At 42.0% G+C, this 12,697-nt stretch carries 12 protein-coding genes; 6 read left to right on the top strand and 6 right to left on the bottom strand.

From position 1 onward, the window contains the following. The first annotated feature begins 138 nt into the window (after nucleotides 1–138). The gene (locus tag AC2A4J_RS10930; RefSeq protein ID WP_255829150.1) at nucleotides 139–723 is read left to right on the top strand and encodes a Fe-Mn family superoxide dismutase; all 585 of its coding nucleotides are present in this window, start codon (nucleotides 139–141) and stop codon (nucleotides 721–723) included. A 75-nt stretch (nucleotides 724–798) separates the two neighbouring features. Here AC2A4J_RS10930 and AC2A4J_RS10925 read toward each other — a convergent pair whose 3' ends face one another. Together AC2A4J_RS10925 and AC2A4J_RS10920 are read right to left on the bottom strand one after the other, a co-directional pair. Further along, nucleotides 799–1,245 carry a tellurite resistance TerB family protein gene (locus AC2A4J_RS10925; RefSeq protein ID WP_255829149.1) on the bottom strand — a complete coding sequence of 149 codons (447 nt, stop codon included), beginning with the start codon at nucleotides 1,243–1,245 and terminating at the stop codon, nucleotides 799–801. Then, complete coding sequence (locus tag AC2A4J_RS10920; RefSeq protein WP_484176016.1) at nucleotides 1,239–1,709, bottom strand: DUF6942 family protein; 471 nt, start codon at nucleotides 1,707–1,709, stop codon at nucleotides 1,239–1,241. The genes AC2A4J_RS10925 and AC2A4J_RS10920 overlap by 7 nt, the downstream gene beginning before the upstream one ends. A 219-nt stretch (nucleotides 1,710–1,928) precedes the next feature. On the opposite strand from AC2A4J_RS10920, the gene AC2A4J_RS10915 reads away from it, so the two are divergent. From AC2A4J_RS10915 to AC2A4J_RS10900, 4 genes are all read left to right on the top strand, one after another. Continuing rightward, nucleotides 1,929–2,327: a YeeE/YedE family protein gene (locus AC2A4J_RS10915; protein ID WP_484176015.1), complete on the top strand. Its 399-nt coding sequence runs from the start codon at nucleotides 1,929–1,931 to the stop codon at nucleotides 2,325–2,327. Between the two features lie 10 nt (nucleotides 2,328–2,337). Next, nucleotides 2,338–2,757, top strand: coding sequence for a DUF6691 family protein (locus AC2A4J_RS10910; protein ID WP_484176014.1), 420 nt, complete (start codon nucleotides 2,338–2,340; stop codon nucleotides 2,755–2,757). A 266-nt stretch (nucleotides 2,758–3,023) separates the two neighbouring features. After that, nucleotides 3,024–4,190, top strand: coding sequence for a type III PLP-dependent enzyme (locus AC2A4J_RS10905; protein WP_255829145.1), 1,167 nt, complete (start codon nucleotides 3,024–3,026; stop codon nucleotides 4,188–4,190). 131 nt (nucleotides 4,191–4,321) lie between these two features. Continuing rightward, the gene (locus AC2A4J_RS10900; RefSeq protein ID WP_484176013.1) at nucleotides 4,322–5,164 is read left to right on the top strand and encodes an MOSC domain-containing protein; all 843 of its coding nucleotides are present in this window, start codon (nucleotides 4,322–4,324) and stop codon (nucleotides 5,162–5,164) included. A 76-nt stretch (nucleotides 5,165–5,240) separates the two neighbouring features. Here the strand turns inward: AC2A4J_RS10900 and AC2A4J_RS10895 are convergent, their stop codons facing one another. Beyond that, complete coding sequence (locus AC2A4J_RS10895; RefSeq protein WP_484176012.1) at nucleotides 5,241–6,827, bottom strand: ABC-F family ATPase; 1,587 nt, start codon at nucleotides 6,825–6,827, stop codon at nucleotides 5,241–5,243. A gap of 299 nt (nucleotides 6,828–7,126) precedes the next feature. Here AC2A4J_RS10895 and AC2A4J_RS10890 point away from each other — a divergent pair, with 299 nt between their 5' ends. Next, the gene (locus AC2A4J_RS10890) at nucleotides 7,127–7,621 is read left to right on the top strand and encodes a Crp/Fnr family transcriptional regulator (protein WP_255829142.1); all 495 of its coding nucleotides are present in this window, start codon (nucleotides 7,127–7,129) and stop codon (nucleotides 7,619–7,621) included. 71 nt (nucleotides 7,622–7,692) lie between these two features. Here the strand turns inward: AC2A4J_RS10890 and AC2A4J_RS10885 are convergent, their stop codons facing one another. The 3 genes from AC2A4J_RS10885 to metH form a co-directional block, all read right to left on the bottom strand. Then, nucleotides 7,693–8,046: a RidA family protein gene (locus AC2A4J_RS10885; protein WP_255829141.1), complete on the bottom strand. Its 354-nt coding sequence runs from the start codon at nucleotides 8,044–8,046 to the stop codon at nucleotides 7,693–7,695. Nucleotides 8,047–8,155: 109 nt separating this feature from the next. Further along, nucleotides 8,156–8,764: a cob(I)yrinic acid a,c-diamide adenosyltransferase gene (cobO, locus tag AC2A4J_RS10880; protein ID WP_484176011.1), complete on the bottom strand. Its 609-nt coding sequence runs from the start codon at nucleotides 8,762–8,764 to the stop codon at nucleotides 8,156–8,158. 69 nt (nucleotides 8,765–8,833) lie between these two features. Beyond that, a complete protein-coding gene (gene metH / locus AC2A4J_RS10875; protein WP_484176010.1) occupies nucleotides 8,834–12,571 on the bottom strand; it encodes a methionine synthase in 3,738 nt (1,245 codons plus the stop codon). Nucleotides 12,572–12,697 lie beyond the last annotated feature (126 nt).

Here is a 12,697-nt window from a genome sequence, read left to right as displayed (position 1 = left end):
TTTAACAGAAATTATGAAAATTCGTTGATGAACAAGTGTAAATAATATTATCTTCAGTTGTTCGGTGCTACTATATAAGCACCATTAACTGCTTGATAACAAGCATTTTTCGTTAAATATAAAGCAAGGAGAAAAGAAATGGCTTTTGAATTACCCGCTCTTCCTTATGCTAAAGACGCACTAGAGCCTCATATGTCTGTTGAGACGCTTGAGTACCACTATGGCAAGCATCACAACACATACGTTGTAAAATTAAATGGCTTGGTTCCTGGTTCTGAATACGAAAATAAAACCCTTGAAGAGATCATTGTATCTGCGCCTGCAGGTCCTGTTTTCAACAATGCAGCGCAAATCTGGAACCATACTTTTTTCTGGAATAGCTTAAGCCCTAACGGCGGCGGCGAACCAACTGGCGCTCTAGCTGATGCCATCAACGCAAAATGGGGCTCTTTCGCAGAATTCCAAGCAGCGTTCGAAGATAAAGCAGTTAACAACTTCGGTTCTAGCTGGACTTGGTTAGTGAAAAATGCTGATGGTTCTCTTGATATTGCTAACACTAGCAATGCAGGCACCCCAATGACTAACGGCCAAACAGCCTTGATCACTGTTGACCTTTGGGAACACGCTTATTACATCGATTACCGCAATGTTCGTCCTGATTACCTAAAAGGTTTCTGGGCGCTTGCTAACTGGGAATTCGCATCAGCGAACTTCGCAGCTTAATTCTACCTTTCTACTATTTAGAAAGAAGAATAAGACCAGTCAAAAGGAACGCGGCTATTGCCGCGTTTTTTTATATCATTTTTCCAATTTCAACTCGTCCAAGACAAATAGTTTTGCCTGAATAAATTCAGAATGCGGCATAAACAGCAACTCACTGATAGTACGAATACGATGATCTTCATAAGAGTCAATATTGCCATCTGCTAGAGCCACACGCCATAGAGCTTTTAAAAGCAACATCTTCTGCTCTAAACTCGCAGTATCATTGATAACTTTGGTAAATTGATATAAATCATTCGCCTCATCAACACCAGAGCGAGCTTCCTCATAAAGAGTATCTATGTCATTCCCAAGTTCACTTACTTCACGAAGAAATAACTTCACCTGACCTTCTTCTTTTTCATTTATCTCATTATCAGCTAGCATGACCTCCATCAGCAGAGCCGCCACAGCTTTCTGATAAGATATTTGCTCACCCTGCTCTACAGGAAGACTAAAAAGACTCTTTAAAGCTTTTAACATTTTCTCTCCAAAATATACTTACGTAGAGCTTCAATTAGACTATTAGGAAATTGCCTATAATCTAGGTAAGGACACCAAACGTGTGGTAGACAAACAAAGGAAGTATGCACATCTCCTATTTCTTGTGCAGACGAGGACACTGGCAGTTGGTTTTTAAAGGTATTACCAACCACAAAAATCGTGCCTGTATAGTTATGCAGTTGATCTAAAGAAAAGGCCACCCCCACCTTATTCAACAACTCAGTGTCACGAAACTCTTTCCATGAATCATATCTAGATGCGGTTAATTTAGCCATTATCGTGAAAATTTTACGCCAATGGTTACCATTGAGATCAATTAATATAGAAACATCAGGTTTCTTTAAAAATGACGCATCAACAGAACTTGGTAAAACAGGCCTATTAGGCAAAAGAAATACATAGTCAGCTTCATCAGCGCTAGCGCCCAGCCACAAGTCATTCATAAAGCACTCCTTTAATGTAACAAGAATACAGCGAGTACCTTCTAATTTCTGCAACTCAATAGGTAAAGACTGTGCAACTCACAGTAAAAATAGGCATTGAGTGAGCACTCCCCCATCAAAATGGACAGACAGAAAAATTTTCATTTTAAAAATATTATATTAGACATTACTTATTAATATAAATTAGAATATTCTTATATAACCTAGAGGATAGCAATTATGGACAACGTGTTTAACCCACTCGTAGGCGGTCTATTAATCGGCCTTGCCGCGACTATTTACCTTCTCAGTATAGGCAAGGTGATTGGCATTAGCGGGATACTATCTCAGCTATTCTTTAGCAAAGAACGCTTATTACCCTTTCTATTCATTACCGGTCTTATCATAGGCGGTGGCACATACGGATTTCTAACTGAGCAAACGGTTGCCTTCCCTGAAACGAGAAGCCCACTAATTTTGATCATATCAGGCTTGCTAGTCGGTTATGGAACACGACTGGGTGGAGGATGCACAAGTGGTCACGGTGTTTGCGGGATATCAAGACTGTCTCCTCGCTCAATAGTGGCAACCTTGGTCTTTATGTCAGCCGCCATTATCACTGTCACTGCTCTTAATTAGGAGAATATTTATGTACGCAATTGCTACTCTCACTGCGGGTTTATTATTTGGCTTAGGTTTGGCGTTTTCAGAAATGACGAATCCAGCTGTCGTGATTGGTTTTTTAGATATTTTCGGTAACTGGAACCCTTCTTTAATCATCGTGATGGCAAGCGCCATTGCTGTTGGGATGATAGGATATGCCATTAAAGGAAAACGCTTAACACCACTATTAGGGAGTAAATGGCAAGTTCCAACATTGCGCAAAATTGACTCAAAATTAATCATTGGTTCATCTCTTTTTGGTGTAGGCTGGGGTGTTAGCGGCTATTGCCCGGGACCTGGACTAACAGCTTTAGTTAATAACCCAAGCGAAGGCTTCTACTTCGTAGCCGCCTTAATTGCAGGCAGTGGATTACATTACTTCCAGACTCGCATCACCCAAAAGTAACGCTAAAAATCCCTAAATAAAAAGGAGACTTACACAGTCTCTTTTTTTTGGTCTAAAATATGAAAAAATACTTGACCCAAGACGACTTGCGTCTTAAATTTCGCCCGCGTCATTGCTGAACATAATCCGCACCGCTTCAACTGCTGCGCTAGTCGCTTAAGGCCTTTAGGCCGGATAAGTAACAGCCATAAGTAGGACGGGAGAAGGTAAAGGCGTTTACTTATTTAATCGGTTTATGTTTTGCATAATTAAGGAGCCTCAAGCCCATGACTATTGACGTCAATTCTTTCTACACACCTGAGCGTTTTGCCCGTTTTAAAGCGTTTGCGGAAACCAAAGACACCCCTTTTGTGGTTATCGATACAGATATTATTGATGAAGCCTACACAGAGCTAACAAAAGGTTTTCCAGTTGCTGATATTTTTTACGCTATTAAAGCCAATCCAGCACCAGAAATACTGACACTACTTCGCGATCGCGGTTCAAATTTTGATGTGGCATCACGTTATGAATTGGACAAGCTGTTTGCAATTGGCGGCATCTCACCTGATCAAGTTAGTTATGGCAACACCATCAAGAAAGCCAAAGACGTGCGTTACTTTTATGAAAAAGGTGTACGTATGTTCGCGACAGACTCTGAAGCGGATTTGCGCAACATTGCAAAAGCGGCTCCAGGCTCACGCGTATATGTTCGTATTTTAACGGAAGGCACGGTAACGGCTGACTGGCCATTGTCTCGTAAATTTGGTTGCCGTCCAGATATGGCAATGGACCTATTAATATTAGCAAAAGAGCTAGGCTTGATCCCTTACGGCATCTCTTTCCATGTTGGCTCTCAGCAGCGCGATATCGGTGCTTGGGATGCGGCCATTGCTAGCGTTAAAGTAATCTTTGAACGCCTTAAAGAAGAAGATGGCATCATTCTAGAAATGATCAATATGGGCGGCGGATTCCCAGCAAACTATATTGCTCGAACCAATGACCTTGCCACCTATGCAGAAGAAATTACGCGTTTCTTGGAAGAAGACTTTGGATCAGATTTACCTCGCATTATCTTAGAGCCAGGTCGTTCCTTAATCTCTAACGCAGGCGTACTTGTAAGCGAAGTCGTTTTGATATCTCGCAAATCACACACCGCATTAAATCGCTGGGTCTTCACTGACGTAGGTAAATTCTCTGGCCTAATTGAAACGTTAGATGAATCTATCAAGTATCCTATTCATGTAGATAAAGAGGGCGAGTTAGAAGAAGTTATTATCGCTGGTCCAACTTGTGATAGCGCCGATATCATGTATGAAAACTACAAATATGGCCTACCGCTAAATTTGGCAATTGGTGATCGCATGTATTGGTTATCAACTGGCGCCTATACAACAACTTACAGTGCAATCGAGTTTAACGGCTTCCCGCCTTTGGCTTCATACTACTTGTAAACCATTCGTTCAAATAGCAAGCACACTAAAGCCTCAGAAATTGATTTTCTGGGGCTTTTTTATTGGAAAGACTTTCTCGTTAAGCAATAATAATGACCTATTTTTTTATCTAGCACAAAAAGGGAATTTTCATGTTGTACACCCTAAGTGAACTCGTTATCTACCCTATAAAATCTATCCAAGGTATTTCTTTAGAAAGCAGCAATGTCGAAATGGCTGGCCTTTTTGGGGATAGACGCTATATGTTGGTGCGTCCTGATGGTGAGTTCATTACTGGTCGAAAGCACCCAAACCTGACATTAGTCACCGCCAAAGCATTAAGCAATGGCTCATGGCGCCTTTCTCATCCAGAGGTCATTAATAGCATTACCTTGGATTTCTCGACTTTTTCCCGTGACTATGCAGCGGTTACGGTTTGGGACAACACCGTCAATGCACAGCTTGCCCAAGAAGAAATCAATACTTGGTTTAGCGAGGTTGTAGGTGAAGCAGTAAGGCTAGTTTATTTCGGTGAAAAATCAGAACGCTTTACAAGCCGAAGACCTGAAGTACCAGTAGGGTTTGCAGATGGATATCCCTTCTTATTAACCACATCAGCGTCATTGGCTGAGTTGAATCAGACTTGCCCAGAAGACATCAAAATGGCGCAATTTCGCCCTAACCTAGTCGTAACGGGCAATCAGCCGTTTGACGAAGATAGTTGGAAGCGAATTCGTATTGGTGAAGTGGAATTTGAAAATATTAAACCCTGTGACCGCTGCATTTTCACAGCATTAAATCCAACTACGGCACAAAGAAGCAAAAAAGGCGAGCCACTTAAAACGCTAGCTAAGTTTCGTTTACTAGGCAAAGAAAGCATTACATTCGGTGTTAATATGATTGCGCTAAACACAGGTGTTATCAATATTGATGACAAAGTTGAGGTTCTCGAGTACAAAGAACCTGAGGTATATGTAGATCGCCGAAAACGCTAACAACACTTATTAGCTTAGGCATAAAAAAAGAAGGCACTTGGCCTTCTTTTTTATAACAATAATATGACTTCTTAAATTAGGCTTCTAATTTCGCCAAATATTCATCGTATGTGCCGTGGAAGTCAACAATACCTTCACTGGTTACTTCTACAATGCGAGTCGCCAAAGACGATACAAATTCACGGTCATGACTGACGAAAATCAAAGTACCTGGATAGTTTTCAAGAGCTAAGTTCAATGATTCAATGGATTCCATATCCATGTGGTTAGTTGGCTCATCCATAACAAGAACGTTAGGTTTTTGCAGCATCAATTTACCAAACAACATACGACCTTGCTCACCACCAGAAAGTACCTTCACAGATTTCTTGATGTCATTCTGAGAGAACAAAAGACGACCTAAAGTACCGCGAATTACTTGTTCATCATCGCCTTCTTGTCCCCACTGCCCCATCCATTCAATTAGATCGACGTTTTTTTCAAATTCGTGAGCATGATCCTGTGCATAGTAACCAATATTTGCATTTTCAGACCATTTCACTTCACCTTTGGTTAAGTCAGTATCACCAACCAAACACTTCAGCAAAGTCGTTTTACCAATACCGTTTGGCCCGATAACAGCTACACGCTCACCAACTTCAAGCATCATATTCAAGCCACTGAACAACTCTTCATCATATGATTTGGCAACGTTTTCAATTTGCACAGCCATACGATGCAGTTTCTTTTCTTGCTCGAAACGAATGAATGGATTCTGACGACTGGAAGGCTTTACTTCTTCTAGTTGGATCTTATCAATCTGTTTAGCACGAGAAGTCGCTTGTTTTGACTTAGAAGCGTTGGCAGAGAACCGACTAACGAATGATTTCAATTCGTTAATTTGTGCTTTCTTCTTAGCATTGTCAGACAACAAACGCTCGCGAGCTTGAGTCGCCGCTGTCATGTACTCATCATAATTACCAGAGAACAAACGTAACTCACCGTAATCCAAATCTGCCATATTCGTACAAACAGAGTTCAAGAAATGACGGTCATGGGAAATGATGATCATGGTGCAATTACGCTCTACCAAAACACCTTCCAACCAGCGGATTGTATTAATATCCAAGTTGTTGGTTGGTTCGTCAAGTAAGAGAATTTCCGGATCAGAGAACAAAGCTTGGGCTAGCAAAACTCGAAGCTTTAAACCTGGAGCTACTTCGCTCATCAAGCCATAATGCTGCTCAGTAGGAATACCAACACCTAGCAACAATTCTCCGGCACGTGCATCAGAGGTATAACCATCCATTTCAGCAAATTCTGCTTCTAGATCACCTGCACGCAAGCCATCGGCTTCCGTCATTTCTGGATTAGCGTAAATAGCATCTTTTTCAGACTTAATCGCCCAAAGTTCTGTGTGACCCATGATAACGGTATCAATTACAGAATATTCTTCGTAAGCAAATTGATCTTGTTTCAATTTACCAAGACGCTCATTAGGGTCTTTTGAAACGTTGCCAGAACTTGGTTCCAAATCGCCACCTAAAATTTTCATGAATGTGGATTTACCACATCCATTCGCACCGATAAGACCGTAACGTTTTCCTTCTCCGAATTTGACAGAGACGTTTTCAAAAAGAGGTTTTGCACCAAATTGCATGGTGATGTTGGCCGTCGTTAACAAAGTATTCTTCCGTTTATCATGAGGTAAATAATTGAGCTCTAGTAGACTTAATCGTCAGAGCAAAGCTGATGCGCGCATTATCGCACAGATTAGCTCGACTCTTTAAGGGCGAAAACAGTTATTACCTAAAAAAGGCGAACTTACTGTTACAGATAGAGTCAAAAAATATAAATAGAATACAAAACACTACTACTGTTTTTGCTCAAATCAGCCTAAAACTAATATAAGTCTCTCGGCTATTCAGAAACTGAAAAATTGGCCGATGACATTAATAGAACTCAAATAAGGCGGAGAGAACAATGAAAACCGTCCAAGTAAAAGAAACACAATACGACATAACGCCAGCGCATTTGAAAGAAGGCTCTATTTTTGGCGCTTTATCAGAAGTCTCTATTCAGTTTCTATTGAATGAAGGTGTTTTGCACAAAGTCTCCAAAGGTGATGAGATTTTTTCCTATGGCAGTAAAGGTGGAAGCTTCCACACAATATTACATGGAAAGCTGGATTTTTTTAAACAGCATGGTGATAAAAAGCTGCGAACTAGAACAGTTGGCTTCGGTGAAGCTATTGGCTTTGTATCAATGATAGCCTTACATGAACGTGTCGGTAGTCTTTGTGCGCTTGAAGATAGCCTACTACTTGAAATATCCAGCCAACTATTCAGTGACTTTCACGATCAATACCCTTTTGATTTTGGTATTTTATTGATGAACTTGTCTCGTGATATGGCTAGGACCATTAGAGTATTAAGCAACGCTTTGGTGGAAAACGATGTGGTTGTGAAAAGAAATTAAATAATGCTGGTAGTCAGAGAGAGGAAGTTAAAGGTAGGCTGGTATGAAAGGATCCAACCTACCTCAAATCATTATTTTACAGCGGCTACAACAGATATTTCGACTAGCAACTCAGGTCTTGCTAATCTCGCTTCTACACAAGCTCTCGCTGGAGCGTGACCCTTTGGAATCCACGCATCCCATACTTCGTTCATTGCAGCGAAATCTTTCATATCACGAAGATAAATAGTGGCAGATAAAATATAGGATTTATCCGTCCCTGACTGCTCCAACAAAACGTCCACTTTATCTAGCATGGTTCGTGTTTGTTCAGTAATGTCCGTATTCGCATCAGCACCAACTTGGCCGCAAAGGTATACCGTTTCATTGTGCTTAACGATACGACTCATGCGCTGACCAACTTCCATGCGCTCAATAGTAGCCATAAAAAACCTCTATTCGATTGAGAATTAAATTTTCATCTATTTGTTATTTTAATAATTACCATAAGATTCGGTATAAATCATAAGCCGACTAATATAAAACGACACAGCATCAAAACTCCAGCCCTTTTTGAGCTTTAATACCACGTTTAAATGCATGTTTTACTTCTTTTATCTCACTCACTGTGTCAGCAAGCTCTATTAAGGCATCTGATGCACCTCGACCCGTGACCACAAGATGCTGATTCTCAGGGCGGTTCATCAAGGCTTGAAGTACGTTATCTTCAAGCAAATATTCGTAATGCAATAAATAAGTTAACTCATCAAGAACAACCAAATCGATACTCGGATCAGACAACATAGCAGCGGCTTTTTCCCAGGCCTGTTCCGATGAGGCGATGTCAGATTCACGGTTTTGTGTTTCCCAAGTAAATCCTGCGGGCATAATTTCCCATTGCACATTTGCTTGCTGCTTAAAGAAATCAATTTCACCGGTGTTCCACTCGCCCTTCAAGAACTGCACCACACCAACTTTCATACCATGACCTAAAGCTCTGGCTACCATCCCCAGTGCCGAACTGGATTTGCCCTTTCCGTTGCCCGTCAAAAGAACAAAGGTGCCTTTATCTTCTTGCGCCTTAGCAATGCGTTTATCGACATGCTTTTTTATATTTTGCATTCGTTGCTGGTGCTTTTCTGGATCCTTAATTGCTTTTGACATAACGCCTCTGTGCTGAAAATATAAAGCCTTATTCATTCTTTCGAACGAATAAGGCTCTAACAAGATGAATTAAATGCGATCGTCTTCAGGGTCGTAGCCAAGGTTAGGTGCTAACCAGCGCTCAGCGTCATCCTTGCTCATTCCTTTACGTTCTGCGTAATCGTCCACCTGATCTGGGCCGATTTTACCAATACCAAAATACGTCGCATCAGGGTGAGCAAAATACCAGCCACTTACTGCGGCGGTTGGCAGCATAGCAAAGCTCTCAGTGATCTCCATGTCGATCTTTTCTTTTACATCTAACAACGTCCAAAGTTTGGCTTTTTCTGTGTGATCTGGGCATGCTGGGTAACCAGGTGCCGGACGAATACCTTGGTACTTTTCTTTGATTAACTGCTCATTGGTTAATTCTTCAGATTCAGCGTAGCCCCAATATTCTTTACGAACTTTTTCGTGTAAATACTCGGCCGTCGCTTCGGCTAAACGGTCTGCAACCGCTTTGATCATAATGGAATTGTAATCATCATGATCCTCTTCGTATTTCGCCACAAGAGGATCAATACCAAAGCTAGCCGCACAGGCAAAGGCGCCAATGTAATCCGCTACACCACTTTCTTTTGATGCGACAAAATCAGCTAAGCTATGGTTGTATTTACCTGGTGCAGTTAATTCGTTCTGAATACGAAGGAAAGACAAACGTTCAATCACTTCGCTGCGGGATTCATCCACATAGATTTCGATGTCATCGTGATTAGCTTGATTGGCTGGAAACAACCCAACAACCGCTCGAGCTTGCAAAGACTTACTCGCAATCACTTCATCTAGCATCTTAAGGGCATCTTCGAATACTCGTGTTGCTTCAACACCAACCACTTCGTCAGTAAGAATGCGAGGATAAGCACCTGCCAGTTCCCATGTTTGGAAGAATGGCGTCCAATCAATGTAGTCTTTCACTAGATTTAGATCGATATCACTTTCCGTTAATACGGTAATGCCAAGTTTCTTTGGTTGGATAACATTGCAGCCATCAAACGCGATTGGTGCTTTATTCTGGCGAGCCTTTTCCAAAGAAACACGGCGACCCGCTTTAGCACGATCTTTATAACGAATACGTGTTTTCTCATAATCCGCTTTAATTTCATCGACAAACTTTTGATAACGCTCTTTATCTTTACTTAGTAAGGCACTGGCCACACCAACACTACGAGACGCATTGGTGACGTGAACGACTTGATTGCGTTTATAGTTTTGTTCAATTTTTACTGCAGTATGGGCTTTTGATGTCGTCGCACCACCAATCATGACGGGCAAATCAAAACCTTGGCGTTCCATTTCCTTGGCAACGTGCACCATTTCATCCAGAGATGGCGTGATCAAGCCAGACAAGCCGATCATGTCTGCACCCTCTTCTTTTGCTGTGCGCAGGATTTTCTCCGCTGGCACCATGACACCAAGATCGATAACCTCAAAGTTGTTACACTGCAACACAACGCCAACGATATTCTTACCTATATCGTGAACGTCACCTTTGACGGTTGCCATGACGATTTTGCCATTACTAGAGGAAGCTGTATCCATATTTAGGCGCTTTTCTTCTTCGATAAATGGCATCAAATAGGCAACGGCTTTTTTCATTACGCGTGCTGATTTAACTACTTGAGGCAGGAACATTTTACCGGAACCAAATAAGTCACCAACTATGCCCATTCCGTCCATCAATGGCCCTTCAATGACTTCTAATGGACGTGCAAAAGCTTGGCGAGCTTCTTCAGTGTCCTCATCGATAAACTCTGTTATGCCTTTAACCAACGCATGACTTAAGCGCTCAGAAACGGGTAGTCCACGCCATTCCTGTGTTTCTTTTTCTGCGACTTCGCCGTTGCCAGCAAACTCACCAGCAATGGCTAACAAATTGTCTGTAGCGTCCGGCGTACGGTTAAGTACAGCGTCTTCTACTGCATCACGTAATTTCGTTGGAATATCTTCATACAAGGCAAGTTGCCCTGCGTTAACGATACCCATCGTCATGCCTTGCTTGATCGCGTGGTATAGGAACACGGCATGAATGGCTTCACGCACTGGATTATTACCACGGAACGAGAAAGAGACGTTTGAAACACCGCCTGACACCTTGGCAAAAGGCAGTTCGCGAGTGATATCGCCTGTTGCTTCAATAAAGTCCAAAGCGTAGCGGTTGTGTTCTTCAATACCTGTTGCGATAGCAAAGATGTTCGGGTCGAAAATAATATCTTCAGGTGGAAAGCCAACCTCATCCACTAAAATATGATACGAACGTCGACAAATTTCAATTTTACGAGCCCGCGTATCCGCTTGCCCTACCTCATCAAAGGCCATAACGATAACAGCAGCGCCGTATTTCATTAGCTTGCGAGCTTGCTCGCGGAACTTATCTTCGCCCTCTTTCATACTGATAGAGTTAACGACGCCTTTACCTTGGATCCATTTCAACCCCGCCTCAAGGATTTCCCACTTCGAAGAATCCAGCATGATAGGTACACGGGAGATATCCGGTTCAGAGGCAATCAGTTTAAGGAATCGCTCCATCGCGGCTTGCGAATCCAACATGCCCTCATCCATGTTGATGTCGATTATCTGTGCACCGTTTTCCACTTGCTGACGAGCCACATCTAAAGCGGTATCAAAATCACCTTCTTTAATCAGACGTTTAAACATGGCTGAGCCAGTCACGTTGGTTCTCTCACCAACATTAACAAACAAGCTATTGCCGTCGATATTGAATGGCTCAAGTCCTGATAAACGGCAGGCCTTTTCAATCTCAGGAATGACACGTGGAGTCGCATCAGCAAAAGCTGTGGCAAAGGTTTTAATATGCTCTGGTGCTGTACCACAACAGCCACCAATGATGTTCAAAAATCCGGAGTCAACCCAACCTTGGATTTCTTCAAGCATCTCTTCTGGCGATTCGTCGTATTCACCAAAAGCATTTGGTAATCCAGCATTTGGGTGAGCAGATACATGTGTGTCAGCAATACGCGAAAGCTCTTCTACATATTGGCGCAACTCCTTTGGACCTAGCGCACAGTTCAAACCAACAGAAATAGGTTTGGCGTGAGAAATAGAGTTCCAAAATGCCTCGGTAGTCTGTCCCGACAAGGTACGACCAGATGCATCAGTAATGGTGCCGGAAATCATTATCGGATAACGAACACCCGTTTTTTCGAAATAATCTAAAACTGCATAAATAGCGGCTTTTGCGTTCAAAGTATCGAAGATGGTCTCGATTAGAAGAAGATCCACGCCACCTTTGATTAATCCATCAACAGCGGTTGTATAGGCATCAACTAACTCATCAAAATGAATGTTACGAAAACCTGGGTCGTTAACATCAGGAGATATGGTACAGGTACGACTAGTCGGACCGACAGCTCCAGCAACAAAACGCGGCTTATGTGGATTCTGCTTAGTAAATTCGTCAGCGGCTTCACGCGCTAATCGAGCCGATTCGAAATTTAGCTCGTAGCTGAGATCTTCCATGTGGTAATCCAGCATGGAAATATAATTTGCATTGAATGTATTGGTTTCAATGATATCCGCGCCAGCAGCAAGATAACTGGAGTAAATGTCTTTAATGATTTTTGGTTGAGTCAATGAAAGCAGGTCATTATTGCCTTTTAAGTCACTTTCCCAATCTTCAAAACGCTCACCACGATAGTCTTGTTCTTCTAATTTATATCCCTGAATCATGGTGCCCATGGCGCCATCTAGAATCAATACGTTTTCAGCTAGTCGTTTCTCAATAATAGAATACGAATCGGACTTTACCACTCTGACCACCTCAAAAAAGAATATGCAAACGTACTATACCGAAAAGTCGCCCTTGTCGCGTTGAAAAAAAGTAATGAGGAGTTGAATGATCCGAGGAAAGAAAAAAGCGAAGGCAAACCAATTAAG

Source organism: Marinomonas sp. ATLA20, assembly GCF_057180105.1.
This window is presented reverse-complemented; position numbering and strand designations above follow the sequence as displayed.

Bases quoted from the DNA above. Each gene is read 5' to 3' on its own strand.
- AC2A4J_RS10930 (WP_255829150.1), top strand. From the start codon at position 139: ATGGCTTTTGAATTACCCGCTCTTCCTTATGCTAAAGACGCACTAGAG.
- AC2A4J_RS10925 (WP_255829149.1), bottom strand. From the start codon at position 1,245: ATGTTAAAAGCTTTAAAGAGTCTTTTTAGTCTTCCTGTAGAGCAGGGT.
- AC2A4J_RS10920 (WP_484176016.1), bottom strand. From the start codon at position 1,709: ATGAATGACTTGTGGCTGGGCGCTAGCGCTGATGAAGCTGACTATGTA.
- AC2A4J_RS10915 (WP_484176015.1), top strand. From the start codon at position 1,929: ATGGACAACGTGTTTAACCCACTCGTAGGCGGTCTATTAATCGGCCTT.
- AC2A4J_RS10910 (WP_484176014.1), top strand. From the start codon at position 2,338: ATGTACGCAATTGCTACTCTCACTGCGGGTTTATTATTTGGCTTAGGT.
- AC2A4J_RS10905 (WP_255829145.1), top strand. From the start codon at position 3,024: ATGACTATTGACGTCAATTCTTTCTACACACCTGAGCGTTTTGCCCGT.
- AC2A4J_RS10900 (WP_484176013.1), top strand. From the start codon at position 4,322: ATGTTGTACACCCTAAGTGAACTCGTTATCTACCCTATAAAATCTATC.
- AC2A4J_RS10890 (WP_255829142.1), top strand. From the start codon at position 7,127: ATGAAAACCGTCCAAGTAAAAGAAACACAATACGACATAACGCCAGCG.
- AC2A4J_RS10885 (WP_255829141.1), bottom strand. From the start codon at position 8,046: ATGGCTACTATTGAGCGCATGGAAGTTGGTCAGCGCATGAGTCGTATC.
- cobO (WP_484176011.1), bottom strand. From the start codon at position 8,764: ATGTCAAAAGCAATTAAGGATCCAGAAAAGCACCAGCAACGAATGCAA.